Source organism: Streptomyces maremycinicus, from assembly GCF_001184025.1.
Taxonomy (GTDB): domain Bacteria; phylum Actinomycetota; class Actinomycetes; order Streptomycetales; family Streptomycetaceae; genus Streptomyces; species Streptomyces maremycinicus.
This window is the reverse complement of record NZ_BBYG01000012.1, coordinates 156,145-181,084: the sequence shown is the minus strand read 5'-3', so window position 1 is coordinate 181,084 and position 24,940 is coordinate 156,145. Positions and strand designations below refer to the sequence as shown.

At 71.2% G+C, this 24,940-nt stretch carries 24 protein-coding genes and 1 tRNA gene; 9 read left to right on the top strand and 16 right to left on the bottom strand.

The features are described 5' to 3' along the window. Window positions 1-53 precede the first annotated feature (53 nt). Window positions 54-1,109 (top strand): M23 family metallopeptidase, encoded by a 1,056-nt coding sequence (locus AOQ37_RS13915; protein WP_062644765.1) that lies wholly within the window; start codon window positions 54-56, stop codon window positions 1,107-1,109. Window positions 1,110-1,209: 100 nt separating this feature from the next. Further along, window positions 1,210-2,076: an AraC family transcriptional regulator gene (locus AOQ37_RS13910; RefSeq protein WP_062644763.1), complete on the top strand. Its 867-nt coding sequence runs from the start codon at window positions 1,210-1,212 to the stop codon at window positions 2,074-2,076. A gap of 16 nt (window positions 2,077-2,092) precedes the next feature. On the opposite strand, the gene AOQ37_RS13905 is transcribed toward AOQ37_RS13910, so the two are convergent. The 7 genes from AOQ37_RS13905 to AOQ37_RS13875 form a co-directional block, all read right to left on the bottom strand. Then, the gene (locus tag AOQ37_RS13905; protein ID WP_199825005.1) at window positions 2,093-2,980 is read right to left on the bottom strand and encodes an HAD hydrolase family protein; all 888 of its coding nucleotides are present in this window, start codon (window positions 2,978-2,980) and stop codon (window positions 2,093-2,095) included. Window positions 2,981-3,051: 71 nt separating this feature from the next. Next, the gene (locus AOQ37_RS13900) at window positions 3,052-3,954 is read right to left on the bottom strand and encodes an LLM class flavin-dependent oxidoreductase (RefSeq protein WP_062644759.1); all 903 of its coding nucleotides are present in this window, start codon (window positions 3,952-3,954) and stop codon (window positions 3,052-3,054) included. Between the two features lie 42 nt (window positions 3,955-3,996). Continuing rightward, window positions 3,997-4,440: a hypothetical protein gene (locus AOQ37_RS13895; RefSeq protein ID WP_234436897.1), complete on the bottom strand. Its 444-nt coding sequence runs from the start codon at window positions 4,438-4,440 to the stop codon at window positions 3,997-3,999. Between the two features lie 50 nt (window positions 4,441-4,490). After that, on the bottom strand, window positions 4,491-5,054 hold the full coding sequence (locus AOQ37_RS13890; RefSeq protein ID WP_062644755.1) for an RNA 2'-phosphotransferase: 564 nt from the start codon (window positions 5,052-5,054) through the stop codon (window positions 4,491-4,493). A gap of 122 nt (window positions 5,055-5,176) precedes the next feature. Beyond that, window positions 5,177-6,127 carry a MerR family transcriptional regulator gene (locus tag AOQ37_RS13885; RefSeq protein ID WP_062644753.1) on the bottom strand — a complete coding sequence of 317 codons (951 nt, stop codon included), beginning with the start codon at window positions 6,125-6,127 and terminating at the stop codon, window positions 5,177-5,179. Between the two features lie 76 nt (window positions 6,128-6,203). Next, window positions 6,204-8,045, bottom strand: coding sequence for an SDR family oxidoreductase (locus AOQ37_RS13880; protein ID WP_062644752.1), 1,842 nt, complete (start codon window positions 8,043-8,045; stop codon window positions 6,204-6,206). Beyond that, the gene (locus AOQ37_RS13875) at window positions 8,042-8,950 is read right to left on the bottom strand and encodes a M24 family metallopeptidase (protein WP_062644750.1); all 909 of its coding nucleotides are present in this window, start codon (window positions 8,948-8,950) and stop codon (window positions 8,042-8,044) included. Before AOQ37_RS13875 ends, AOQ37_RS13880 begins: the two co-directional genes overlap by 4 nt. Window positions 8,951-9,199: 249 nt before the next feature. Between AOQ37_RS13875 and AOQ37_RS13870 the strand changes: the two genes are divergently transcribed. The 6 genes from AOQ37_RS13870 (at window position 9,200) to AOQ37_RS13845 (ending at window position 13,523) form a co-directional block, all read left to right on the top strand. Next, complete coding sequence (locus tag AOQ37_RS13870) at window positions 9,200-10,177, top strand: ABC transporter ATP-binding protein (RefSeq protein ID WP_062644748.1); 978 nt, start codon at window positions 9,200-9,202, stop codon at window positions 10,175-10,177. After that, the gene (locus AOQ37_RS13865) at window positions 10,167-11,075 is read left to right on the top strand and encodes an ABC transporter permease (RefSeq protein WP_062644746.1); all 909 of its coding nucleotides are present in this window, start codon (window positions 10,167-10,169) and stop codon (window positions 11,073-11,075) included. Before AOQ37_RS13870 ends, AOQ37_RS13865 begins: the two co-directional genes overlap by 11 nt. Next, window positions 11,072-11,983, top strand: a complete 912-nt coding sequence (locus tag AOQ37_RS13860; protein WP_062644744.1) for an ABC transporter ATP-binding protein — start codon at window positions 11,072-11,074, stop codon at window positions 11,981-11,983. Before AOQ37_RS13865 ends, AOQ37_RS13860 begins: the two co-directional genes overlap by 4 nt. A 9-nt stretch (window positions 11,984-11,992) precedes the next feature. Beyond that, window positions 11,993-12,712: an ABC transporter permease subunit gene (locus AOQ37_RS13855; RefSeq protein ID WP_062644742.1), complete on the top strand. Its 720-nt coding sequence runs from the start codon at window positions 11,993-11,995 to the stop codon at window positions 12,710-12,712. Window positions 12,713-12,810: 98 nt separating this feature from the next. Next, window positions 12,811-13,053 (top strand): SGM_3592 family protein, encoded by a 243-nt coding sequence (locus AOQ37_RS13850; RefSeq protein WP_062644740.1) that lies wholly within the window; start codon window positions 12,811-12,813, stop codon window positions 13,051-13,053. A gap of 385 nt (window positions 13,054-13,438) precedes the next feature. Next, window positions 13,439-13,523, top strand: a tRNA-Ser gene (locus AOQ37_RS13845). A gap of 527 nt (window positions 13,524-14,050) precedes the next feature. Here the strand turns inward: AOQ37_RS13845 and AOQ37_RS13840 are convergent. The 9 genes from AOQ37_RS13840 to AOQ37_RS13800 all read right to left on the bottom strand — a co-directional run bounded on the left by AOQ37_RS13840 (window position 14,051) and on the right by AOQ37_RS13800 (window position 24,137). Further along, window positions 14,051-14,857 carry an HAD family hydrolase gene (locus AOQ37_RS13840; protein WP_062644739.1) on the bottom strand — a complete coding sequence of 269 codons (807 nt, stop codon included), beginning with the start codon at window positions 14,855-14,857 and terminating at the stop codon, window positions 14,051-14,053. Next, window positions 14,854-16,131 (bottom strand): serine--tRNA ligase, encoded by a 1,278-nt coding sequence (serS, locus tag AOQ37_RS13835; protein ID WP_062644737.1) that lies wholly within the window; start codon window positions 16,129-16,131, stop codon window positions 14,854-14,856. The genes AOQ37_RS13840 and serS overlap by 4 nt, the downstream gene beginning before the upstream one ends. Window positions 16,132-16,683: 552 nt before the next feature. Beyond that, window positions 16,684-17,616: a prephenate dehydratase gene (pheA, locus tag AOQ37_RS13830; RefSeq protein ID WP_062644735.1), complete on the bottom strand. Its 933-nt coding sequence runs from the start codon at window positions 17,614-17,616 to the stop codon at window positions 16,684-16,686. Between the two features lie 209 nt (window positions 17,617-17,825). Beyond that, window positions 17,826-19,118 (bottom strand): iron uptake transporter deferrochelatase/peroxidase subunit, encoded by a 1,293-nt coding sequence (efeB, locus tag AOQ37_RS13825; RefSeq protein ID WP_062644733.1) that lies wholly within the window; start codon window positions 19,116-19,118, stop codon window positions 17,826-17,828. An 8-nt stretch (window positions 19,119-19,126) separates the two neighbouring features. Next, window positions 19,127-21,088: a copper resistance CopC/CopD family protein gene (locus AOQ37_RS13820; RefSeq protein WP_062644731.1), complete on the bottom strand. Its 1,962-nt coding sequence runs from the start codon at window positions 21,086-21,088 to the stop codon at window positions 19,127-19,129. A gap of 13 nt (window positions 21,089-21,101) precedes the next feature. Continuing rightward, window positions 21,102-21,581 carry a copper chaperone PCu(A)C gene (locus AOQ37_RS13815; protein WP_374701500.1) on the bottom strand — a complete coding sequence of 160 codons (480 nt, stop codon included), beginning with the start codon at window positions 21,579-21,581 and terminating at the stop codon, window positions 21,102-21,104. Further along, window positions 21,578-22,228 carry an SCO family protein gene (locus tag AOQ37_RS13810; RefSeq protein WP_062644729.1) on the bottom strand — a complete coding sequence of 217 codons (651 nt, stop codon included), beginning with the start codon at window positions 22,226-22,228 and terminating at the stop codon, window positions 21,578-21,580. The genes AOQ37_RS13815 and AOQ37_RS13810 overlap by 4 nt, the downstream gene beginning before the upstream one ends. A gap of 140 nt (window positions 22,229-22,368) precedes the next feature. Further along, complete coding sequence (locus tag AOQ37_RS13805; protein WP_062644727.1) at window positions 22,369-23,133, bottom strand: YcnI family copper-binding membrane protein; 765 nt, start codon at window positions 23,131-23,133, stop codon at window positions 22,369-22,371. A 125-nt stretch (window positions 23,134-23,258) separates the two neighbouring features. Then, on the bottom strand, window positions 23,259-24,137 hold the full coding sequence (locus tag AOQ37_RS13800; protein WP_062644726.1) for a hypothetical protein: 879 nt from the start codon (window positions 24,135-24,137) through the stop codon (window positions 23,259-23,261). Between the two features lie 242 nt (window positions 24,138-24,379). Between AOQ37_RS13800 and AOQ37_RS13795 the strand changes: the two genes are divergently transcribed. Further along, entirely contained in the window at window positions 24,380-24,856 is a 477-nt protein-coding gene (locus AOQ37_RS13795; protein ID WP_062644724.1) for an ATP-binding protein, read from the top strand. Window positions 24,857-24,940: the final 84 nt, after the last annotated feature.

Below are 24,940 nucleotides of genomic sequence, written 5' to 3'. Positions count from 1 at the left end.
GGCGTACGACTTGAACAGGACCGGGGCCCGGCAGCCGGGTCACGATCGCTGACATGCACTCATCTCGCCGTCGCGTCCTGATCGTTCCGGTTCTGCTGTGTCTGTCCGGACTGCTCGCGACTCGGCCCACGGCCGCCGAGGGGGAGCCCGGTGACAGCTCCGACTCCCGGATCAGCGCGCGGGTGGCGCGGCTGTACGAGGACGCGGCGGTGGCGACGCAGCGGTACGAGGCGGGGCGGCGCGAGGCGGAGAAGAAGCAGGTGCGGGCTCGGCACGTGGAGGGACTCCTCACCCGCGAGCGGCGGGAGATCGGCGTGCTGCGCGAGGACCTGGGCCGCATCGCCCGCGCCCAGTACCGCGGCGGTGGCGGTCTGCCGGTCGTCGCGCAACTGGTCCTGGCGGGCAGCCCCGACAAACTGATGCGCGGGCAGCATGTGTTCTCGCAGGCGAACCTCGCCGTCGACAACGCGATCGGCAGGAACCGGCGGGCGGAGGCACGGCTGGCCGCCGACGAGGCGAAGGCCGTCGAGGCCTGGCAGGCGGTGGAGCGTCATGCCCAGGAACTCGCCCGGCTGAAGAAGGACATCGACGACAAGCTCGAACAGGCGCGATGGCAGCTTCAGGGCCGGGCGGACGCGTCGGTGGCGGCGGGCTCCTGCCGCGGCGCCGTACGCCTGGACCAGCCGCCGGCGCACTTCGTCGTCGACTGGGTCGCACCGGTCGAGACGTACGCCCTGTCCGCGTCCTACGGCAGCGGCGGCACGCGCTGGGCGAACCGGCACACCGGGCAGGACTTCGCGGTACCGATCGGGACGCCGGTGCGGGCGGTCGGTGCCGGCCGTGTGGTGCGGGTGTCGTGCGGAGGACCGTTCGGGATCGAGATCGTGGTACGGCACGCCGACGGTTACTACACGCAGTACGCGCACCTCGCCGCCGTCACCGTCGACCAGGGGGACAGGGTGACCACCGGGCAGTGGATCGGGCAGTCGGGCACGTCGGGCAACTCGACCGGCCCGCACCTGCACTTCGAGGTGCGGGTCACGCCCCACGCGGGCTCGGCGCTCGACCCGGTGCCCTGGCTGGCCGCGCGCGGAGCGCCGGTCGGCTGAGGCTCCTCCCGCGCACCCGACCCGATCGGGCACAGGATGTCGGGTCCGGCCGGATGTCCGCCGCCTAGCGTGGTGATCGCAACGGCGGAAGGGGACCGGAGTGCTGGAGCGGCTCAATCAGGCCATGGAGTACATCGAGGAACACCTCGACGAGCCGATCGACGTGGCGGCGCTGGCGCACGGCGCCGCCACCTCGGAGTACCACCTGCGCCGGATGTTCTCGGCGCTCGCCGGTATGCCCTTGTCGGAGTACGTACGGCGCAGGCGGCTGACCGTCGCGGGCGCCGAGGTGCTCGTCGGCGAGGACTCCCTGCTGGAGATCGCGGTGCGCCACGGCTACGGCTCGGGTGAGGCGTTCGCCAGGGCGTTCCGTGCCGTGCACGGCGTCGGGCCCGGTGAGGCCCGCCGTACCGGCGCCGCGCTCGTCTCCCAGCCCCGGCTGGCCTTCCGTCTCACCGTCGAAGGGAGCAGCAGCATGCGCTATCGCGTAGTGGACCGGCCGGACTTCACCGTCGTCGGGTTCAAGGCCCGGGTGCCCTTGGTACACCTGGGGCCGAACCAGGCGATCATCGACTTCGTCCGCGGGATCGACCGGCAGGTCCTGGAGCACCTGGAGAAGCTGTCGGACCAGGACCCACAGGGTGTCGTCGCGGTCTGTGACGACCTGGATCCGAGCCGGGCCGAGGGGACCGAGCTCGACTACTACCAGGGGGTGATCACCTCCGCGGCCGCGCCCGAGGGCACGACCGCCCTGGCCGTGCCGGCCGGCAGCTGGGCCGTCTTCACCACCTCCGGGCCGGCCCCGCAGGCCATCCAGGAGTTGTGGCGGGACGTGTTCACCCAATGGTTCCCGTCCAACCCGTACCGCGGCCGCCCCGGTCCGGAGATCCTGCGCACCCGGCTGTCACCGGACGGGGCCGAGGCCGACGCCGAACTGTGGCTGCCGGTGGAGCGGGAAAGGGGCTGACGTCCGGCGGGGCGGGCTACTCCCGCTCGGCGATCAGCCGCTCGATGACGACGGCGACGCCGTCCTCGTTGTTGGCGACGGTCCGGCCGGAGGCCGCCGCGAGCACATCCGGGTGCGCGTTGCCCATCGCGTACGACCGGCCGGCCCAGGTGAGCATCTCGACGTCGTTCGGCATGTCCCCGAAGGCGACGACCTCCTCGTGGGAGATGCCGCGCTCGGCACAGCACAGGGCCAGCGTGCTGGCCTTGGAGACCTCGGGGCCGCTGATCTCCAGCAGGGCGCTGGGGCTGGAGCGGGTGACGTTGGCGCGGTCGCCGATGGCCAGCCGGGCGAGGGTGAGGAAGGCGTCGGGGTCGAGCGTGGGGTGGAACGCGAGGATCTTCAGCACCGGCTCGCTGGCGCCGGGCGCGTCCGGCGCGAGCAACCGCTCGGCCGTGGCGAGGGTGTCGGGTATCTCCAGGTGCATCTTGGGATACTCCGGCTCCTGGTAGAAGCCGTACGTCTGCTCGATGGCGTACAGGGTGCCGGGTGCCGCGTCCCGCAGCAGCCGTACGGCGTCCAGCGCGTTCTCCCGCGCCAGCTCGCGCACCTTCACGAACCGGTGGGCACCGGGGCCGCCGTGGAGGTCGACCACGGCGGCGCCGTTGCCGCAGATCGCCAGCCCGTGACCGTGGACGTGCTCGCTGACCACGTCCATCCAGCGGGCCGGCCGGCCGGTGACGAAGAAGACCTCGATGCCCGCCTCCTCGGCGGCGGCGAGGGCGGCGACCGTGCGCGGGGACACCGACTTGTCGTCGCGCAGCAGAGTGCCGTCGAGATCGGTGGCGATCAGCCGCGGCGGGAGGGCGGCGGTCGGGGTCTCGGGCTGTCTGGTCGCTGAAGTCACCGGCCCATTCTCGCGCATATGCCCGCACGGTCGGGCGGTGGCCCGCACACATGAGACAGGGCGGCCACGCGGATGACCGGATGCCGAGGTCAGCGCAGTTGCGCCGGGGCCTCCATGGCGATCTGCTCGAAGACCTTCTCGTCCGCGGCGAAGACGGAATCGGCGATGGGCCAGTGGACCACGATCTCCGTGAAGCCGAGCTCCCGGTGCCGGCCCGCGAAGTCGACGAAGGCGTCCAGGGACTCCAGCGGGCGCCCGCGGTCCGGGGTGAACCCGGTGAGCAGGATCTTGTCCAGTTCCTGCGCGTCCCGCCCGATCTCGGCGCAGGCGTCGGTGAGCTTGTCCACCTGGCCGCGAATGGCCTGAACCGACTGCTCGGGCGTGCCGCTCTCGTAGAGCTTGGGGTCTCCCGTCGTCACCCAAGCCTGCCCGTACCGCGCGGCGAGCCGCAGCCCGCGCGGGCCGGTCGCGGCGATCGCGAAGGGCAGCCGGGGCCGCTGGACGCAGCCGGGGATGTTGCGTGCCTCGTGCGCCGAGTAGTGGTCGCCCTCGTAGGACACGGAGTCCTCGGTGAGCAGCCGGTCCAGCAGCGGCACGAACTCGGCGAGGCGGTCGGCCCGCTCGCGCGGGGTCCACGGTTCCTGCCCGAGAGCGGTGGCGTCGAAGCCGGTGCCGCCCGCGCCGATCCCCAGGGTCAGCCGGCCGGCGGAGACATCGTCCAGGGAGATCAGTTCCTTGGCGAGGGTCACCGGGTGCCGGAAGTTCGGCGAGGTCACCAGCGTGCCCAGGCGCAGGCGGTCGGTGACGGCCGCGGCGGCGGTCAGCGTCGGGATCGCCCCGAACCACGGCCCGTCGCGGAAGGTGCGCCAGGACAGATGGTCGTAGGTGTACGCGGTGTGGAAGCCGAGCTGCTCGGCCCGTGTCCAGGTGGACCGGCCCCCCTCGTGCCAACGCAGGTACGGGAGGATCACGGTGCTCAGACGCAGACTCATGTCATCGAGCGTATGCGGACGAGCGTGTTTCACGTGAAACAGTCACCGTACGCGTCCGCCCAGCCACGGACTGAGGCCGACGAGGATGAACTCCTTGTGGACCCGATCGTGCGGCAGCGGCACCATCAGGAAGTGGGCGGGCGGGAAGCGCCGGCTCTTCACCCAGGCGTGGCCCTCGTAGAGGGAGCGGAGAAAGGCGGGGACGTCGTCGCGGTCGACATCGGGGCATTCGACGCCGTCGACCGTGATCAGGGCGTCGTCGTCGGGGTAGAGCCGCACGCTCACGCTCGGGCGGCCGCCGAGTTCGACGTAGGCCTCGTGCGGGAGCGAGCCGTCCGGGTCGCTGGTGACGCCGACGCCGGCGGAGGTGCGCCGGGAGGTCTGATCGGCGCCGATGTCGTGGGTGACCTCGATCTCGAGCGCGTACTCGGCGGCGATCGACCGGAGCGCGGTGACGGCGGCCTCAGTGCTGGGGAGGTGGTCCATACCTGTGATCATGCCGAAGGAGGACGCGATGCGGGACTCGGAGGCGCACCTCAGTGCCCCTCCGGGAAGCGCAGATATCGCGGGGGCACGGCCTGCGTCAGCCACACGCCGTTCGCGCTGACGTGGAAGACGTGGCCGTCGCGGTGCATGGCCCCCGCGTCGACGGCGAGGACCACGGGGCGGCCCCGGCGCGCTCCCACCCGGTTCGCGGTCTCCCGGTCGGCCGAGAGATGCACGTCGTGCCGGTTCATGGGCCGCAGCCCCTCGGCGCGGATCGCGTCCAGCGAGCGCGCCACGGTCCCGTGATAGAGGTACGACGGCGGGGTCGCAGGGGGCAGTCCGAGGTCGACCTCGACGCTGTGGCCCTGGCTGGCGCGGATCCGGGTGCCTTCGACGGCGAAGCGCTTCTTGTCGTTGGCGGCGACGACGTGGTCCAGTTCGTCCCGGGTGAAGCGGAAGCCGTGCGCGGCACAGGCCGCGATCAGTTCGTCGATCTCCACCCAGCCGGCCTCGTCGAGCGTGAGACCGATCCGCTCCGGCTGGTGCCGCAGGTGCTTCGAGAGGTACTTCGACACCTTCACGGTGCGTCTCTCGTCCCTGTCCATTTCGTTCATCCACTCAGCATGACGCGAGAGACGCAGATCACGCACTTTGTTTTGGGGTGGAGGTTTGGTCCACAACCAACTTCAGTTATCCACAGGTAAGTTGGCGCTTCTGTGGACAACTGACCGTGTCTTCAGCCCTCTTCGTCAGGATCATCTGAGGTGGCATGACTTGAGACCAGACGGTCCAAGGACCGTGCGCGCAACTCTCGTTCGGTCGCGAGTGCGACGAAGTCCGCGGCGTGCTCCGCGCCGACAGCCGCTTCCACGGCCCGCATTGTCTCCGTCGGGACCGTGACGGTCCGTGTCCCCGACAGGGGTGGCGGAGGGTCGTCCGCACCGAGGTGCCGGCGCAGGTGATGCCCGGCGAACAGACGCATGGCCCGCGCCAGTTCGGCGTCCACGGTCTGCCGGGCGAGCGGGCGCAGCCGTCGGACGAGCGAGGCCGCCTCGCTCGCGTCGGCGTCGGTCGGACGGTGCGGTCCGTCGAGGTAGCGCGCGAAGACGTGCTCGGTGGTGAACTCCAGGAAACGAGCGGCGATCTGCTCGACCTGGCTCCTCAACTCCCGCAACTGCGCTGTGATCGCCCCCAGCGGCACTCCGGCGGCGTGCAACTCCGCCGCCACCGAAAGCTCTTGGGGGCTGGGCACGAGGAAGACGTCCTCCTCGCCGGGGACGCGCTCCAGCACGCCGAGCGCCACGGCGTCGGCGATCGCCCTGTCGTCGGCCGTGCCGCCGAAGCGGGCGGTCAGGTCGGCGCGGGACACACGGGAGGGCATCTCGTCGGTCCACGGACCGTCGACCTCGGCGACCAGCCCCAGGACACCGCCCAGGCCACGGCCGGTGTCGTGGGCGTCCAGAAGCTCCTTGATGGAGGCGAGCGTGTAGCCGCGGTCGAGGAGGCCGGCGATCTGGTGGAGGCGGGTGCGATGGGCGTCGGAGTAGTGGTTGGCCCGCCCCTGACGCTCGGGGCGGGGGAGCAGACCACGGTCCTGGTAGGCGCGGATGGTGCGGACGGTGGTGCCGGTGAGATGCGCGAGCGTCTCTATGCGGTACGGCGGCCCGGCCGGCGGATCGGTGGTCAAGGCGTCTTTCCCCACACGGTCGTTGCCGTGGCGGACGCCGCGCCCCTCGACCGGCGCGGTGCCGCGGGTCGGCGGCTCACAGCGGCGGTCCCACCCGCGCCAGTGCCCGCAACGCCCGGGGCAGGAAACGCGCCAGCGCGTAGGAAACCCGCGCCTCCGGAGTGACGGGAACCATCGCCCTGTCGAGGGCGACCGCCCGCAGGACGGCGTCCGCGACCTTCTCCGGCGGGTAGTTGCGCAGCCCGTACACGCGCGTGGAGCGTTTCTGGCGCCGCCGCTCCTCCTGCGCGTCCACACCCACGAAGCTCGCCGTGGCGGTGATGTTGGTGTTCACCAGGCCGGGGCAGATCGCCGTGACGCCGATGTCCTGGTCGGCCAGTTCCGCACGCAGGCACTCGCTCAGCATCAGCACCGCCGCCTTGGAGGTGCTGTAGGCGGGCAGTGCCTTGGACGGCTGGTAGGCCGCCGCCGAGGCGGTGTTGACGATGTGGCCGCCCTGTCCGCGTTCGGCCATCTGCCGGCCGAAGAGACGGCAACCGTGGATGACGCCCCACAGATTGACGTCCAGGACCCGGCGCCAGTCCTCGGGCGTCGTGTCGAAGAACGAGCCCGACAGTCCGATCCCCGCGTTGTTCACCAGTACGTCCACCACGCCGTGTTCCGCATGGACCTTCGCCGCGAGTGTCTCCATGGCCTGCTCGTCGGAGACGTCCACCGCCTCCGCCCAGGCCTCGGGCGCGCCGGCCAGGAGCGACAGCTCGGCGGTGCGGGACGCGCTCTCGGCGTCCCGGTCGACGGCGATCACCCGGGCGCCGGCCTCGGCGAACGCGAACGCCGTGGCCCGGCCGATACCGCTGCCCGCGCCGGTGACCAGCACCAGCTGGCCGCCGAAACGCTCGGCGTACCGGCCGGTGGCGGCCTTGCGCGCCGGTCCGCCCACGCCGTCCGACCAGGCCTCTCCCGCGACCTCGCCCCCGCCCTCTCGCGTCCGTTCCCGCTCCCGCTCCTGGTCCCTCTCGACCGACGTGACGAAGTCGTCGATCCAGGAGGCCAGCCGGTCGGGCCGGGTGCGCGGGATCCAGTGCCCGGCCGGGATGGTGCGCCGGGTCAAGCGCGGTACCCAGTGGGCCAGTTCGTCGTACAGCCGCTCCGACAGGAAACGGTCGCCCGAGGGCGTGATGAGCTGCACGGGCGCGTGAGCGTGCGCGTCCGCCCGCGGACGGCGCAGACGGGGCCGCACGTTGTCCCGGTACAGCCAGGCTCCGTTCGCCGCGTCGGACGCCAGCGACGGCGTGGGGTAGTCACCGGCCGGGACCTTCTCGATCCGCCGCAGGATGCCCGGCCAGCGCTTGCCGAGCGGGCCGCGCCAGGCCAGTTCGGGCAGGACGGGCGTGTGCAGCAGGTACACGTACCAGGACTTGGCGCCCTGGCCGAGGAGTTGGCCGACCCGGCGCGGAGTCGGCCTGGTCAGCCGCTTGTTGATCCAGTGGCCGAAGTGGTCGAGGGACGGCCCGGACATCGAGGTGAAGGACGCGATACGTCCCCTGGTGCGCTCGACGGTCACGAACTCCCACGACTGCACCGAGCCCCAGTCGTGTCCCACCAGGTGCACCGGCCGGTCCGGGCTGACGGCGTCCACGACCGCGAGGAAGTCGTCCGTGAGCTTCTCCAGGGTGAACCCGCCCCGCAGCGGCCGCGGCACGCCGGAACGGCCATGTCCGCGGACGTCGTACAGCACGACATGGAACCCGTGCCGGTCCACCAGCCGGGACGCGACCTCGGACCACACCTCCTTGCTGTCCGGGTAGCCGTGGACCAGGACGACCGTCGGCCGCCCCGGCTCCCCCAGTTCGGCCACGCACAGCTCGATCCCGCCGGTCCGCACCCGGCGCTCCCGCACACCCTCCGGCAACGTCACTTCCCCTCCGCCTTCCCTGCCGTGTCCTTCGTCGCTGTCGTGTCCTTCGTCGCTCCCTTGCCCGCCCAGCCGCGGACGTGCGGCAGATCGTCGTCGAGCCAGAACGCGCTCTCCCCGGGATCCGCGGAGTCGGTGACGACGAGGATCTCCTCGAACTTCGCGCCCGTGCCCCGGAACCCGAGATGGGGTTCGACCGCCCACAGACCCGGCTGCGGCGGATGGTCGGAGAAGCGGTACGGCGACCAGAGCGGCGACCAGCCCTCCCGGTGGCCGTGCAGCGCGTCGGACACCAGACCCCTGAGGGACTGGGTGCCGAACCCGAACAGCCGGGGCGAGAAGCGGCGCTCCCTGACCCGGTCCACCTTGTGCGCGATCACGCCGAAGGGATACGCGCGATGCCGGTTGGCGTAGCCCTGGCGGACCATGAGGCGGTCCACGTCGGCGTAGATCTCGCGCAGAGACCGCCGCTCGCGCACCTCGCGCAGGATCAGCTCCCGGTGGGCCGCGAGGTCGGCCATCAGCCGCTCCTGCAGCGGATGGGCGCCGAGCGCGCCCGAAAAGCCGATGTCCGCCGTGTACCCCTCGTAGACCGGTGCCAGGTCGAGGATGAACGGCATCCCCGGCTCCAGCCGGCGGTCGGTGGGGAAGAACTGGAGGGGGAAGCGGAAGCCGGTGAACGCCGTGCGGTCCCCGAACCAGGCGAACGGCAGGTGGAACCAGTCGCGCACCCCCCGCTCGCGCAGCCATTCCCGCTGCATCCGCGCCGCCTCGCGCTCCGTCACCCCAGGTCGCAGCTCCGCGGCCACCGCCTGCGCGCAGTCGTACGCCAAGCGCTGCACCCGTCTGAATCCCCGCAGTTCGGCGGAGAGTTCGCGGGTGCCCGCCGTCGTCGGTGCCGTCGTCATGCCACCCCGTCCCACGCGGTCCTCGTCGACTGCGCTACGTGCCCGTAACTTGACATCGCCGAATGTGACAGTTGTTAGAGGCCGCGTCAATAGGGGGGTCCCGGGCCTGTGGAAAACCCGCCGTCGCCGCCCCCGTAGCTCTCAGGCATGGCATCCCCTACGGACCCGTACATCTGAGGTCTGAGGCGAAGACGGCTCTGAGGTCTGACGATTTTCGTGGCGTGCGTCACTAATTTCGATGACGTGACTGTGATCGTGACCGAAAGCCTGAGCAAGCGGTTCCCCCGGGTGACCGCTCTTGACCGGCTCTCTGTGGACGTCGGGCCCGGTGTGACCGGACTCGTCGGAGCCAACGGGGCCGGCAAGTCCACACTGATCAAGATCCTTCTGGGTCTGTCGCCCGCCACGGAGGGACGAGCAGAGGTGCTCGGCCTCGACGTCGCGAGCAAGGGCGCCGACATCCGGGAGCGGGTCGGCTACATGCCGGAGCACGACTGCCTGCCGCCCGACGTCTCGGCCACCGAGTTCGTCGTGCACATGGCCCGCATGTCCGGCCTGCCGCCCACCGCCGCGCGGGAACGCACCGCGGACACCCTGCGCCATGTCGGCCTGTACGAGGAGCGCTACCGCCCCATCGGCGGCTACTCCACCGGCATGAAGCAGCGCGTGAAACTCGCCCAGGCCCTCGTCCACGACCCGCAGCTGGTCTTCCTGGACGAGCCGACCAACGGCCTCGACCCGGTCGGCCGGGACGAGATGCTGGGCCTGATCCGTCGTATTCACACCGACTTCGGCATCTCGGTCCTGGTCACCTCCCACCTGCTGGGCGAACTGGAGCGCACCTGCGACCACGTCGTGGTCGTCGACGGCGGCAAGCTCCTGCGCTCCAGCTCCACCACCGACTTCACCCAGACCACCACCACCCTCGCGATCGAGGTCACCGACACCGACGCCCACCCGGACGGCACCCGCGCGGTCCGCGAGGCGCTCCACGCGCGCGGGGTGGCCGTCCTGGACGGAAACAGCGGCCTGCCGGGCGCCGGCCACGTCCTGCTGCTGACCGCGCAGGGCGAGGACACCTACGACGTCGTCCGGGACGTGGTCGCCGACCTCGGCCTCGGCCTGGTGCGCATGGAACAGCGCAGGCACCACATCTCCGAGGTCTTCACGGACGGCGACGCCACCGACGACCAGCAGCGGAAGGAGGCCGTCAACCATGGCAGTTGAGCACCCGGTCACCGCCCCCTCGGGTGACCAGACCCGCATCCACAACATCGGCTACCGCAACTACGACGGCCCCCGGCTGGGCCGCGCCTACGCCCGCCGGTCCCTCTACTCGCAGTCCCTGCGCGGCTCCTACGGCCTCGGCCGTTCGGTGAAGTCCAAGGTGCTGCCGATGCTGCTCTTCGTGGTGATGTGCGTGCCCGCGGCCATCATGGTCGCCGTCGCGGTCGCCACGAAGGCCGACGAACTCCCGGTGGACTACACGCGGTACGCGATCGTCATGCAGGCCGTCATCAGCCTGTACGTCGCCTCGCAGGCGCCCCAGTCCGTCTCGCGCGACCTCCGCTTCAAGACCGTGCCGCTGTACTTCTCACGGCCCATCGAGACCGCGGACTACGTCCGCGCGAAGTTCGCGGCGCTGGCCTCGGCCCTCTTCGTCCTGACCGCCGCCCCGCTGCTGGTGCTGTACATCGGCGCGCTGCTGGCCAAGCTGGACTTCGCCGACCAGACCAAGGGATTCGCTCAAGGACTCGTCTCCGTGACCCTGCTCTCGTTGCTCTTCGCCGGCCTGGGCCTGGTCATCGCCTCGGTGACCCCGCGGCGCGGCTTCGGCATCGCCGCCGTCATCGCCGTCCTGACCATCTCCTACGGCGCCGTCTCCACGCTCCAGGCCATCGCCGACGCGCAGAACAGCACCGGATCCATCGCCTGGATCGGCCTGTTCTCGCCGGTCACCCTCATCGACGGTGTGCAGTCCGCCTTCCTGGGCGCCACCTCCGCCTTCCCGGGCGGGATCGGCCCGTCCGACGGGGAGGGCGTCGTCTACGTCCTCGTCGTCCTCGGCCTCATCGCCGCCTGCTACGGCCTCCTGATGCGCCGCTACCGAAGGGTCGGACTGTGACCACGCTCAGCATCGACCACGTCTCCCGCTGGTTCGGCAACGTGGTCGCCGTCAACGACATCACCATGACCATCGGCCCCGGCGTCACCGGCCTGCTCGGCCCCAACGGCGCCGGTAAGTCGACCCTCATCAACATGATGGGCGGCTTCCTGGCCCCCTCCACCGGCACGGTCACCCTCGACGGCCGGCCCGTCTGGCGCAACGAGGAGATCTACCAGCACATCGGCATCGTCCCCGAGCGGGAGGCGATGTACGACTTCCTCACCGGCCGCGAATTCGTCGTCGCCAACGCCGAGTTGCACGGTCTCGGCGCCAAGGCCGCGCAGAAGGCACTTGCCACGGTCGAGATGGAGCACGCGCAGGACCGCAAGATCTCCACGTACTCCAAGGGCATGCGGCAGCGCGTGAAGATGGCGTCCGCGCTGGTCCACGACCCGTCGCTGCTGCTGCTCGACGAGCCCTTCAACGGCATGGACCCGCGCCAGCGCATGCAGCTCATGGACCTGCTGCGGCGCATGGGCGACGAGGGCCGCACGGTGCTGTTCTCCTCGCACATCCTCGAAGAGGTCGAGCAGCTCGCCTGGCACATCGAGGTCGTCGTCGCGGGCCGGCACGCGGCGAGCGGCGACTTCCGCAAGATCCGCCGTCTGATGACCGATCGCCCGCACCGCTACCTGGTGCGTTCCAGCGACGACCGCGCGCTCGCGGCCGCGCTGATCGCCGATCCGTCGACGTCCGGGATCGAAGTCGACCTCGCCGAGGGCGCGTTGCGCATCCAGGCCGTCGACTTCGGCCGCTTCACCGCACTGCTGCCGAGGGTCGCCAGGGACCACGGCATCCGGCTGCTGACGGTCTCGCCGTCCGACGAGTCCCTCGAGTCCGTGTTCTCGTACCTGGTCGCGGCGTAGGAGGCCCTGATGTACGACCCCACAGTCGCCCGGCTCACGTATCGAGCCCTGCTCGGCCGCCGCCGGGCCCTCATCCTGGGCGCCCTGCCCCTGCTGCTGATCGCGATCTCCGTGGTGGTGCGGGGCCTCGCCGGCGCCGACGACCAGACGGCGTCCGACCTGCTCGGCGGGCTCGCGCTCGCCACGATGGTGCCGATCATCGGCGTCATCGCGGGCACGGGCGCGATCGGCCCGGAGATCGACGACGGCTCCGTGGTGTACCTGCTGTCCAAGCCGCTGAAGCGGCCGACGATCATCTTCACCAAGCTGATCGTGGCGATCGCCGTGACGATGGTCTTCTCGGCGCTGCCCACGCTCATCGCCGGCTTCATCCTCAACGGCAACGGCCAGCAGATCGCCGTCGCCTACACCGTGGCCGCGCTGGTCTCCTCCATCGCCTACGCGGCGGTCTTCCTGCTGCTGGGCACGGTGTCGCGGCACGCGGTGGTGTTCGGCCTCGTCTACGCCCTCGTCTGGGAGGCCCTGTTCGGCTCCCTGGTGCCGGGCGCGCGCACGCTCAGCGTCCAGCAGTGGTCGCTGGCCGTCGCCCACAAGGTGGCGGGCGGTGACCTCGTCACCTCGGACGTCGGACTGACCACGGCGACGGTGCTGTTGATCGTGGTGACCGTGTTGGCCACCTGGTACGCGGGACAGAAACTGCGAGCGCTGACCCTCGCCGGCGAGGAGTGAGCGGCCCTGCCGGGGGCGGGGGCGGGCCGGGCGTTCTTGACGGTGGCTTCACCCGCGCCCCGGCACACTGGGCGGAACCGACAGGCTGGGAGGCGGGGATGGCGGACGACGAGCCGGTGAACGGCGGTCGCGAGCGGTCCGGGGGCGAGGTCGGGAACGACCTCGTGCTGGACGAGGACTTCATACGGGCGGCCGAGACGTCCGAGCCGTCCGCCCGGGCCCGGATGCTGGCCGCGCGCTGGCGGGCGCGGGAGCCGGAGCCGCAGCCCTGGCGTTCCGACGAGCCGCCCGCGGGGTGGTTCTTCAGCAAGGCGCGCCGACGCAGGTGGCGTCGCCGGTAGCCGTCGCCTGTCGCCTGTCGCCTGTCGCCTGTCGCCTGTCGCCTGTCGCCTGTCGCCTGTCGCCCGTCGCCCGTCGCCCGGCGCGCGTCGCCGGGCCGGCCCCGTGCCCGCGTCCCGCTCCTCGCACAGACGTTTTATTCGGTGGCGTCCAACTCGCGCCCGGGGCACAGTGGTTGTACCCGCAGGGCCGGAAGGGTTCCGGCGCCACAGACTGGGGAGGAGCCCGACGATGCCCATGCACGGCAGTCCGTCGAGTTCCCTTCAGGGCAGCCAGGGGCGGGTTCCGGAGTAGCCAACCCTCCGTCGAACCCGACCCGTACTGGGGAGCTGCCCGGGGCGGCCGCTTCGAGCACGCGATTGTCGCTCTCGCGTGGGCCGCCCACCCGGAGGATTGGCCGAGAGGTAAGGCACCGGCTTGCTAAGCCGTGGTCGGGGGTGACCCCGCGCACGTTCGATCCGTGCATCCTCCGCGGGGCGTTGTCACTGGGACTTGGTGGGGGTTGTGCTGGTGCGCTGCGCGTGCCCGCGGCTTGTTGTCGGTGGGGCGCCGCGTGTGTCTGCGCCTGTGCGGTCGGACTTTCGGCGCGGGTGCGTCGTGGCTGGTCGCGCAGTTCCCCGCGCCCCTGATCGCCTACGGCGATCGCGCAGTTCCCCGCGCTCCTGATCGCCTACGGCGATCGGGCGGCTCCTGCCGTCTCCGTGCCGTGGGGCCTGAGCGTCTGCGGCGGTCGGGGCGGCCCGTGTCGTCTCTGTGCCGTGGGTCCCGATCGTCTGCGGCGGTCGGGACGGCTCCTGCCGTCTTCGCAGCCCTGATCGTCTGCGGCGATCGGGGCCGCCCTGCCGTCTTCGCGCCCTTGATCGCCTGCGGCGATCGCGGCCGCTCCTGTCGTCTTCGCGTTCCGGGACGTCTGTGGCGGTCTGGCGGCCTCTGTCGTCTTGCCCTCCCGTCCGGCGTGGCTCGGGCCCCTGCGGGCCCGGCTCTCTTGCACGGGGGAGGTTATGCGGGCAGGAGGCTTTCCAGGGTTGCGGCGATGCCGTCCTCGTCGTTGGAGGTGGTGACCTCGTCTGCCACTGCCTTCAGTTCCTCGTGGGCGTTGGCCATGGCCACGCTGTGCGACGCCCAGGCGAACATCGGGATGTCGTTGGGCATGTCGCCGAAGGCGATCGTGTCGGCGGCCTTCAGGCCCAGGCGGCGGGCCGCCAGGGAGAGGCCCGTGGCCTTGGACAGGCCGAGGGGGAGCAGCTCCACGATGCCGGCGCCCGCCATGGCGACCGTGACGAAGCCACCCGCGGCTTCCCGCGCAGCCGCCGCCAGGGCATCGTCCGACAGCTCGGGATGCTGTATGTAGATCTTGCTCAGCGGGGCGGACCAGAGGTCGGACACGTCCGTGAACGGGGTCGACGGCAGGCGGCCGGTGACCGCGTAACCGGGACCGACCAGCACGTCCCCGTCCAGGCCGTCACGGCTGGCGGCCAGGTACAGCGGGCCGACCTCCGCCTCGATCTTGGCCAGCGCCACCCCGGCCAGCTGCCGGTCCAGGGTCACCGAGGTCAGCAGCCGGTGCGCGCCGGCGTCGTAGACCTGGGCGCCCTGGGCGCAGACCGCGAGGCCGTCGTAGCCCAGGTCGTCGAGGATGGCCCGGGTCCACGGCACCGCCCGGCCGGTCACCACGATGTGCGCGGCGCCCGCCGCGGTGGCCGCGGCGAGGGCGTCACGGGTGCGCTGCGAGATCGAGTCGTCGGAGCGCAGCAGCGTCCCGTCGAGGTCGGTCGCGACCAGGCGGTAGGGGAACGAGGCGGTCACTTGGCCACCGGCTCCAGGATCTCCCGGCCGCCGAGGTACGGGCGCAGCACCTCGGGCACGTACACGGAACCGTCGGGCTGCTGGTGGTTCTCCAGGATCGCGACGATCGTGCGCGGGACCGCGCAGAGCGTGCCGTTGAGCGTGGCCAGCGGGCGGACCTGCTTGCCCTCGCGGACCCGGATCGACAGCCGGCGGGACTGGAACTCGGTGCAGTCCGAGGTCGAGGTCAGCTCGCGGTACTTGCCCTGCGTCGGGATCCACGCCTCGCAGTCGAACTTGCGGGCGGCCGAGGAGCCGAGGTCACCGGAGGCGACGTCGATGACGCGGAACGGCAGCTCCAGCGAGGACAGCCACTGCTTCTCCCACGCCAGCAGACGCTGGTGCTCGGCCTGCGAGTCCTCGGGCTTGACGTACGAGAACATCTCGACCTTGTCGAACTGGTGGACGCGGAAGATGCCCTTGGTGTCCTTGCCGTGCGAACCGGCCTCGCGGCGGAAGCAGGGCGAGAAGCCCGCGTAGCGCAGCGGCAGCTTGTCCGCGTCGATGATCTCGTCCATGTGGTACGCGGCGAGCGGGACCTCGGAGGTGCCGACCAGGTAGAGGTCGTCCTTGTCGAGGTGGTAGACGTCCTGGGCCGCCTGGCCGAGGAAGCCGGTGCCCGCCATGGACTGCGGACGGACCAGCGCCGGGGTGAGCATCGGCGTGAAGCCGGCCGCCGTGGCCTGGGCGATCGCCGCGTTGACCAGGGCCAGCTCGAGCAGGGCGCCGACACCGGTGAGGAAGTAGAAGCGGGAGCCGGAGACCTTCGCGCCGCGCTCGACGTCGATCGCGCCGAGGATCTGGCCGAGCTCCAGGTGGTCCTTGGGCTCGAAGCCCTCGGCGCCGAAGTCACGGATCGTGCCGTGCGTCTCGAGGGTGACGAAGTCCTCCTCGCCGCCCACGGGCACGTCGGGGTGCACGAGGTTGCCGAGCCGCTGGAGGAGCTCCTGGGTCTCGGCGTCGGCCGCGTCGCGCTCGGCGTCGGCGGCCTTGACGTCGGCGGCGAGCTGGCTCGCCTTCTTCAGCAGCTCGGCCTTCTCGTCCGCGGAGGCCTTGGGGATGAGCTTGCCGAGCGACTTCTGCTCGGCGCGCAGCTCGTCGAAGCGGACGCCGGACGACCTGCGCCGCTCGTCGGCGGACAGGAGGGAGTCGACGAGCGCGACGTCCTCTCCACGGGCACGCTGGGAAGCGCGCGCACGGTCGGGGTCCTCACGGAGCAGGCGAAGGTCAATCACGCGGCCAAGGCTACCCGTGCGGGGTTGCGGCTCACGACACCATTCCGCTCGGTGCGCGGCCCGTGCCGAAATCATGGCTTACGGTGCGTTATGAGCGAATTGCCCAGCGTGTCAATAAAAAGTGTCTCACTCCCTGGGACGGAGCATGTGGCGGGCGTCTCGTTGACCCGATTCCCTTGCGGGAGCGGGGACTTGGGAGAGCTGTTGTCCACAGGCGCCCCCACTTCCCGAATAGTTATCCACAGGGTGTGCGAAAGATCTGTGGACATTGGAATTGATCATTCCGATACGGCTGTACGGGGTGGTCAATTCCTTGCTCAAACCCGGCTCCGACCCACTTTCGGGTGGAAATGGGTCGCCCCAACGGATTGATCGAAGGAAACAGGTGGACGAAGGGTGACCCCGGAGGTGAGCGCCACCCAGGGGTGTTGCAGGGCGATTTGTCGACTGAATGACCCTTCACTGTCGACTTGTCCCCAGGTCGAGAACCAGCCCTGTGGATAACTTCTGTGGATAACGAAGATGTGCAGATAGGACCGGGCGGAACGGCTGCTAGAACCGGCCGTCCTGGCAGCGCGCCACCCAGTCCGAGGCCGCCAGGAACTCCCTGTCCGAGGTCCCGGGCAGCGGCGCCGCCACGTCCGCCACATCGACTTCCGCACGCGGGTACGAACCCAGGAAGCGCACCTCGCGGCAGATCCGCTTCAGCCCCATCAGGGCCTCGGCCATCCGGCGGTCGGAGATGTGCCCCTCGGCATCGATGCAGAAGCAGTAGTTGCCGATGCCGGCGCCGGTCGGGCGGGACTGGAGCAGCATGAGGTTGACGCCCCGGGTGGCGAACTCCCCCAGCAGGTCACGCAGGCCACCGGGGTGGTCGTCGCGCTGCCACAGGACGACGGACGTCTTGTCCGCGCCGGTCGGTGCCGCGGGCCGGGCGGGCCTGCCCACCAGCACGAACCGGGTCTGGGCGTTCTCGGCGTCGTGGATCTGGGTCTCCAGGGCGGTCAGCCCGTACCGGGCGGCCGCGAACTCGCCCGCGAAGGCGGCGTCGTATCGGCCCTCCTGGACCAGCCGGGCCGCGTCCGCGTTCGAGGCGGCCGACTCCCAGGCGGCGTCCGGCAGGTTCGCCTTCAGCCAGTTGCGCACCTGCGGCTGGGCGGCCGGATGCGCGGAGACCGTCTTGATGTCGGCGAGCGCGGTACCGGGCCGGACGAGCAGCGCGAAGGTGATCGACAGCAGCACCTCGCGGTAGATCATCAGCGGTGTGCCCGCGACCAGCTCGTCCAGGGTGGTGGTGATACCTCCCTCGACGGAGTTCTCGATGGGCACGAACGCCGCCTCGGCCTCGCCGGTGCGCACCGCGTCCAGCGCCGACTGCACCGACACGTACGGGATCAGCTGCCGGGTGGCCGCCTCCGGAAGCGTGCGCAGGGCGACCTCCGTGAAGGTGCCCTCGGGGCCGAGATACGCATAGCTCGCTGGCATGACCTCACCCTAATGGCCCTTGCCGAAGCAGGTGTACGTGTCTCAAGACAGCCCCACGCAGGAATGAATCCGCCCGAGCGGGCGTAACTTCCTGCGTCGAGGCTTCCGGGCTTCCGGGCATCCGAGCTCCCGGGCCCGGGCATTTGAGTTCTCGGGCCCGGGCATCCGGGCTCCTGGACTTCCCGCTCCTGGACTTCCCGTTCCGGGCTTCACGCCTCCAGCAGGCGTTGTCCCACGTACTCGCCCTCCGCCGCCCCACCCGGCACCGCGAACAGGCCGCTCGCCTCGTGGCGGATGTACTTCGACAGGGCGTCGCCGCGGTCCAGCTTGCGCTGCACGGTGACGAAGCCGCGCAACGGATCCGCCTGCCAGCACACGAACAGCAGGCCCGCGTCAGGAGTGCCGTCCGGGTCGATGCCGTCGTGGTAGGAGAAGGGCCGGCGCAGCATGGCCGCTCCGCCGTTCTGATCGGGGCGGGTGATGCGGGCGTGCGCGTTGAGGGGGACGACCAGATCCCCCTTCGCGTCGGTCTTCTCCAGGTCCATCGCGGTCGTCTCCGTACCCCCGGACAGCGCCGCCCCGTCGGCCTTGCGGCGCCCGATGACCTGCTCCTGCGCCGTGACCGACAGCTTCTCCCAGTCGTCGAGGAGCATGCGGATCCGGCGTACGACCGCGTAGGAGCCGTCGGCCATCCAGGCCGGGTCCTTCGCGCTCCCCACCGGGACGAAGATGCGCTGGTCGAAGTCCGGGTCGGCCGGCTTGGGATTGCGGGTGCCGTCCATCTGGCCCATCAGATTGCGGGCCGTCATGGGGTGGGCGGTGGCGCCCGGCGTCCGGTTGAAGCCGTTCATCTGCCAGCGGACCTTGGCCGCCGCGCCCGCGTCCTTCTGGATCGCGCGCAGGGCGTGAAAGGCGACCAGGGCGTCGTTCGCGCCGATCTGTACCCACAGGTCGCCGTCGCTGCGCGTTCTGTCGAGGTGGTCGGAGGAGAAGTCGGGAAGCGGGTCCAAGGCGACCGGGCGCTGCTTCTCCAGGCCGGTGCGGCTGAAGAAGCTGTTGCCGAAACCGAAGGTGACCGTCAGCGAGGAGGGTCCCGCGTCTCGCGCCACATCGGTGTCGCCGGTGGCGGCGGCCTCGCCCGCCATCAGGCGCCGGGCCGTCTCCGACCAGCGGCGCAGCAGCGCGGCGGCCTCCTTGCGGCCCGCGCCGGCCGCGAGGTCGAAGGCGGCGAGATGGCCGCGGGCCTGGAGGCCCTGGGTGATGCCCGGCTGATGTTTCACGTGGAACATCGCCTCGCCGGTGCCGATCGAGGACAGCGGCGTCGCCTGCGAGGGCGCGGCCGTGTAGCCGACGGCCGCCCCGGCCGCGCCGAGTGCGAGGCCGGTGGCACCGGCGGTGCCGAGCAGCCTGCGGCGCGTCAGCCCTGAGGTTGCGGCCTCGGGTGTACGGCTCTCGGGTGTACGGCCCCCGGGGAGGGACTGCGAAATGGACTGGTCGGGCATGGTGCGGTTCAGCCGATCTGCGCGTTCTTGGAGACGGTCACCTGGTCGACGTCGGAGGTCCGCACGGTCACGGAGACCTCCCACTCGCCGGCCATCGGGATCTGGACGCCGGAGGCCGACCAGTGGCCGGTGGTGATGTGGTCGGGGACGACGGGCAGCGGCCCGATGTCCTTGGCCTCGAGGGTGAAGGCGACCTTGACCTCGGGCACGTCGAAGGCGCGGCCGTTGGGCCGGGTCACATAGACGTGCATCTCGTTGGCGCCGGTGCGGGCCGGGTCGAGGTCGACGCTGACCACGCCCTTGCCGTCCGTACCGCCGGTGTCGAACGACATGTCCAGCGTCAGGGCACCCGACGCGGAGTCTCCCGCGGAGGACGAGGAGGAGGACGAGGCCCGGTTCGCGGCCGCCGCGTCCTGCTCCGTACGGCCGGGCTCGGTCGACGTGAGGACGGTGGTGACGGCGAGCACCACGACGGCGATGCCGGCCTCGGCGAGCACCGAGCGGCGCAGACCGAAGCGGTGGGTGTCGGAGTCACGCAGACGCCTCTGCCGGGTGGCGTCGACGGCGGCCTGCTGCCGGGCGAGCTGCGCGGCCCTCTTGGCATTCGCGGAGCCGGGCTTGGTGCTCGCGGACCCGGACCCGGCGTCGCCGGTCGTCTGCTTCGCGGTGTCCCCGGCCCCGGCCGACGCCGTGACGCGCTCCTTGGCGGGTGCGGACTTGCGTACGGCTTCCCCGGGCGTCGTGTCCGCCAGCCGTGCCGTCCACCGCCGCGAGATCCACGCGACGCCGACGAGCAGCGCCACGAGTCCGATCTTGACGAGCAGCAGCTGGCCGTAGCGGGTGTCGGTGAAGGCGGACCAGGAGCCGAGCTGGCGCCAGGACTGGTAGGTGCCGGTGGCGACCACGACGGAGACGCTGCTGAGGGCCAGCCGGGAGAAGCGGCGCGCCGCTGGGGCCTCGACGGGCCGGTCGGCGGGCGCCCGGTACAGGGCGACGAGGAGCGCGGTGAGCCCGCCGAGCCAGGTCGCGACCGCCAGCAGGTGCAGCACGTCGACCGGCATCGCGATGCCCGGCTGGAGTCCGGTCGAGGCGTGTTCGGCCATGGCCCAGCTGGCCGCGAGCCCCGCGGCCACGACGGTGCCGCCGATGGCGAGCCCGAAGGTCAGGTCCCGCTTCTCCTCGCCCTCGCGCTTGTCGTACGCGCCGAAGAGCACGGCGATGAACAGCGCGGCCGCGGCGAGCAGCAGCAGCCGCGACACGAGGGCCGCGCCCGTCTTGGTCTGGAGGACCTCCCCGAGGAGGTCGAGGTCGAAGACGTCACCGAGCTTGCCGGAGCCGGTGTAGGAGCCGCGCAGCAGAAGCAGGAACAGGGTGGCCGCGGTCATCGCGACCCAGCCGGAGACGACGAGCCGCTGAAGGGCCCGGACGCCGGTGCCGCGCTGCCAGCAGGCGAGGACGAAGGCGGCCCCGCCGGTCATCATGATGAACCCGGCGTACGACACGTACCGGCCGAAGCCGTAGAGCCAGCCGACGACGCCTCCGCCGGCCGCCTGGTCGGACACCGAGACGCTGGTGCTGGACGGGGAGCCGATGGAGAAGGTGTAGGCGCCGGCGACGGGATGGCTGTCGGCGGACACCACCTGGTAGGTCACCGTGTAGGTGCCGTCGAGCAGCCCCGAGTGCAGCTGCACGGCGTAGGTGGTGCCGCTGACGCCGGAGGGCTTGCCGGTGTCGACCCGGCTGCCCTTGGGGTCGAGGACGCGCAGCGAGTCGTCGTTCATCGAGACGGTCTCGGAGAAGGTCAGCGACACCTGTGTGGGCGCCTTGTCGACCACCACCCCCTGCGCGGGGTCGCTGCCGGTCAGCGCGGCGTGCGCGGATGCGGGCCCGGCGCCGGCCAGGAGCGCGCCGGTGACCGCCAGGAACAGCAGCACGAGCATCCGGACGCGGGGGGCGATGGTCTGCGTCAAGGTGGTCCCTCCCTCACTGGCCGGTCTGCGGGTTGTACGTGGCGGACTTCACCGGGATCTCGACCTCGAGGGGATCGGACGTGGCGAAGTGCAGCTCCACGGTCACCGTCCCGCCCCGCACCGGCTTGCTCTTCAGCTTCTCGAACATCAGATGGTTTCCGCCGCTCTTGAACACGAGTTGACCGTGCGCGGGCACGTCCAGTGACGTGACCTCCTCCATGGACGACCCGACGGTCTCGTGGAGGGTGACGCTGTCCGCCGCGGTGCTGGTCACGGAGGTCAGCTCGTCCTTCGTACCGCCCTCGTTGACGATGGTCAGGAATCCGGCGGCCATGGTGTCGGAGACGGGCTGGGGGATGTAGGCGGCCCGGACGGACAGCTCGGCCGGCCCGTCGGCGTCCGACCCGCATCCCGTGAGCAGCAGCGCCCCGGTGATCACGGCGGTGGGCACGGCGAGCGGTCGCGCGGGCCTCGCGGCCTTCACACGCCTCACGGGTTCGCGCCCTTGAGGATCTTGGGGAGGTCCTTGGTGTAGTCGTCGACGGTGGCGTCCTCGCCGTAGATGAGGTAACCGCCGTCCGTCTTCGGGGAGAACGCGACGACCTGGGTGCCGTGGGTGGAGACGATCTTGCCGTTCTTGTCCTTGTGCGGCGCCTCGACGGAGATGCCGAGGGTACGGGCGGCGGCCTGGATGGTCGCGAACTTCCCGGTCAGCCCCACGACCTGCGGGTCGATGCCCTTGAGCCAGGTGCCGAGCGCGGCCGGGGTGTCGCGGTCCGGGTCGGTGGTGACGAACACGACGCGCAGGTCGTCCTGTTCGGCCTGGGGGAGCTGCTTCTTGGCGACGGCGATGTTGTTCATCGTCAGCGGGCAGACGTCCGGGCAGTTGGTGTAGCCGAAGTAGATCAGCGTCGGGTGGCCCGCGGTCTCCTTGCGGAGGTCGTAGCTCTTGCCCCGGGTGTCGGTGAGGACCAGGTCGGGCTTGGTGAAGGGCTGGTCGAGCACGGTCGCGGCCTGCTGCTTGCCGTCCTCGGAGACGACGGCGACGGGGCTGCTGCCGCTGTCGCCGCCACCGCAGGCGGAGAGGGTGAGGGTCGCGGCGGCGAGCAGCGCGGCCACGGCGAACGTCTTCTTGCGCATAGAAAAATGTCCCAGATGTGTGAACTCCGGCGCGCACCGGGGTGTACGGGGCGGCTGTACGACAGGGCCCAGGTGCCCCGGTGCGCACCGTCGAGGAGCAGGCGTCGGGCGACCGCGGCCGCCCGACGCTGGGGTGGGGCTCAGGCCTCGGTCGTGTTCCGGCGGCGGCCCGCGAGGACGCCGTAGGCCACACCGGCGGCGCCGACGACGATGCCGACCACGCCGAGGACCCGGGCGGTGGTGTCACTGCTGTCGGAGTCGGAGGCCGCCTCGGTCGTCGAGGAAGCCGCCTTGGCGTCGTCGGAGGACTCGTCGGAGGCGTCCTCGGCGGCCGCGCCGTGGGAGTGCTCGTCCTCGGAGGCGGCGGTCAGGGCGAGCACGGGAGCCGGGTTCTCGGGCTCCTCCGCGCCGTCCTCCTGGATCTCGATCCAGCGCACGACCTCGTTGTTGGAGTACGTCTGGATCGCCTTGAAGACGAGTTCGTCGGCGTCCTCGGGAAGCGCGCCGACGGAGACCGGGAACTTCTGGAAGTAGCCGGCCTCGATGCCCTTGCCGGTGGCGGTCCAGGTGATCTTGGAGACGGCCTCGGAGATCTGCTTGCCGTGCAGCTCGATGGGCTTGGCGAGCTTCGCCTTGGTGACGGCGATCTTCCAGCCGTTGACCGGCTCCGGCATCGCGGAGGCCAGCGGGTGGTCGGTCGGGAAGGTGACCTCGAGCTTGGTGGTCGAGGCGTTGTCCCGCTCGTTGGGGACCTTGAAGTCGACGACCGCGTAGCCGCCCTTGGCGGCGGTGCCCTCGGCGGCGACGCTGACGTGCGCGAAGGCGGGCGAGGACAGGACGAGAACGGCGGAACCGGCGACGGCAGCGGCGGCGGCGACGCGGGAGGCGATACGAGAGGCCTTCATGACAGCGAGCACTCCACTCTGAGTGAATCTGCGGGTGAGAGAGGCGTGGGCACACGGGTGCGCACGCGCGCGTGCCGCACGACGGCGGCCGCTCCCCCCTGATGTGGAGTGCTGGTCGTGTCGTGTCAGGCAGCGAGGACGAGAAGGGACACGTCCGGTGGGCCGCGTCTGATCACCGAGTGCTGGAGTGCGGTGGTGCGGGGAGCGGGCACGGCCGCGAGCAGGGCGGCGCGCGGGACGCGCGGTCCCGCCCCGGGTACGGCGGGCAGCCCGGCGAGCAGAGCGCGCACCAGCGCGAGCGCCCCTCGCAGGGAACGTACGAGCGCGCCCTCGGCGACCCCGTGCGCCGACAGGGCGATCAGCCGCAGCAGGGCCGTGTCACCGCACCGCAGCAACCATCCGGCGGCGACGGCCGCGAGGACGTGGCCGAGCAGCATGGGCAGGGACGGCAGCAGGGACATCGACGTGCCGGCGGTGGCCAGGGCGTCCGCGGGGTGATGCGCGGCCCCCATCCCGCTCATGCCGCTCATCTCCGTACCGCTCCCGGCGGCGCCGCCGTCGCCGCTCGGGTAGAGCCGCGCGTCGACGAGGATCCGCTGGGCCCGGGCGGGGCTGATCGCGGCCGCCGTGGCCCCGCACACCAGCCGGGCCGCCCGTGCGACGAGCGTGGCGTCGGACATGGCCGAGGCCGTGGTGGAGGCGGAAGCGGTGGCGGAAGCCGTGACGGAGGCGGTGTGCTGGCCGAGTCCGAACAGCGTGTGCAGCACGGTCTGCCCGACCGCGAGCAGTACGGCGATGCCCGGCAGCGAGCGCCGGCGTCCGGCGAGCGGCACGACGACCGCGAGGGCGCCGAGGAATCCCGCGCCCAGTGTCCACAGCGGAACCGTGGCGCAGGAGGCCATGGTGTGCCCGGCCGCGGCCAGCACGACGCAGACCACGGCGAACACCGCGGCTCGCAGCAGCCGTAGATCGCGACCTGAGCGCTCGCTGTGGGGGGCAGTCATGGCGGGCTCATCATCGCACTGGCCTCACCTCGTCCATACGGCAGGTCCACAAGATTCCGTACGATGCGGAAGATCATCTTCTGTAATGACTGGTACGACTGATGGCCCTGGGTCCCACATACACCGATTTCAGAGCCGCGGGCATCCCCCATATGGGCGGCATCACGCGGAATTCGCGCTTACGCAGGGCCTCGAGGGGCAATACGTATCGGTATGTCGAGCCGCGGCCTGGAGGCTGGAGCATGAGCATCTGGTGGTCACTCCATCTGCGGCGCGATGCCGCGAGCGTGCCGCTCGCCCGCCGCCTGCTGCTCGGCACCATGGAGACGGCGGGCGTCGATCCCGACGTCAGCTACGACCTGTCCGTCGCCCTGAGCGAGGCCTGTGCCAACGCCGTCGAGCACGGCGGGGGCGCCGCGCGCGGCGGCTGTTCGGAGGCGTACCGCGTCACCGCCTACCTCGACGGCGAGAAGTGCCGCATCGAAGTCGCGGACTCGGGGCCGGGATTCGCCGGCGGCCGCACCGGCCGGGCGGACCACTCCGTCCATGACCGCCCCGTCCACAGCGACACCTACGCCGAGCACGGCCGAGGCCTCTACCTCATCCAGGAACTCGCCGACCACGTCCACATCGGCAACAAGCCGGGCCGCAGCGGCGCGGTGGTGAGCTTCGACAAGATCCTCAAGTGGCGCAAGGACGCTCCGCTCATCGCCGTCTGACCCCGCGTCGGTCACGGCAGGCGTCCCCTCGGGGCGGGCAGGGGCGGGCAGGGGCCGGTCGGGGCCGGCAGGATCTCTCCGGGA

What these genes read in the sequence shown, in the direction of transcription:
- pheA (WP_062644735.1), bottom strand. Translation starts at nt 17,616, where the DNA reads ATGCCAGCGAGCTATGCGTATCTCGGCCCCGAGGGCACCTTCACGGAG.
- AOQ37_RS13875 (WP_062644750.1), bottom strand. Translation starts at nt 8,950, where the DNA reads ATGACGACGGCACCGACGACGGCGGGCACCCGCGAACTCTCCGCCGAA.
- AOQ37_RS13895 (WP_234436897.1), bottom strand. Translation starts at nt 4,440, where the DNA reads ATGGACCACCTCCCCAGCACTGAGGCCGCCGTCACCGCGCTCCGGTCG.
- AOQ37_RS13865 (WP_062644746.1), top strand. Translation starts at nt 10,167, where the DNA reads ATGGCAGTTGAGCACCCGGTCACCGCCCCCTCGGGTGACCAGACCCGC.
- AOQ37_RS13900 (WP_062644759.1), bottom strand. Translation starts at nt 3,954, where the DNA reads ATGAGTCTGCGTCTGAGCACCGTGATCCTCCCGTACCTGCGTTGGCAC.
- AOQ37_RS13890 (WP_062644755.1), bottom strand. Translation starts at nt 5,054, where the DNA reads ATGAACGAAATGGACAGGGACGAGAGACGCACCGTGAAGGTGTCGAAG.
- AOQ37_RS13805 (WP_062644727.1), bottom strand. Translation starts at nt 23,133, where the DNA reads ATGAAGGCCTCTCGTATCGCCTCCCGCGTCGCCGCCGCCGCTGCCGTC.
- AOQ37_RS13855 (WP_062644742.1), top strand. Translation starts at nt 11,993, where the DNA reads ATGTACGACCCCACAGTCGCCCGGCTCACGTATCGAGCCCTGCTCGGC.
- efeB (WP_062644733.1), bottom strand. Translation starts at nt 19,118, where the DNA reads ATGCCCGACCAGTCCATTTCGCAGTCCCTCCCCGGGGGCCGTACACCC.
- AOQ37_RS13905 (WP_199825005.1), bottom strand. Translation starts at nt 2,980, where the DNA reads ATGCGCGAGAATGGGCCGGTGACTTCAGCGACCAGACAGCCCGAGACC.
- AOQ37_RS13800 (WP_062644726.1), bottom strand. Translation starts at nt 24,137, where the DNA reads ATGACTGCCCCCCACAGCGAGCGCTCAGGTCGCGATCTACGGCTGCTG.
- AOQ37_RS13915 (WP_062644765.1), top strand. Translation starts at nt 54, where the DNA reads ATGCACTCATCTCGCCGTCGCGTCCTGATCGTTCCGGTTCTGCTGTGT.
- AOQ37_RS13810 (WP_062644729.1), bottom strand. Translation starts at nt 22,228, where the DNA reads ATGCGCAAGAAGACGTTCGCCGTGGCCGCGCTGCTCGCCGCCGCGACC.
- AOQ37_RS13795 (WP_062644724.1), top strand. Translation starts at nt 24,380, where the DNA reads ATGAGCATCTGGTGGTCACTCCATCTGCGGCGCGATGCCGCGAGCGTG.
- AOQ37_RS13850 (WP_062644740.1), top strand. Translation starts at nt 12,811, where the DNA reads ATGGCGGACGACGAGCCGGTGAACGGCGGTCGCGAGCGGTCCGGGGGC.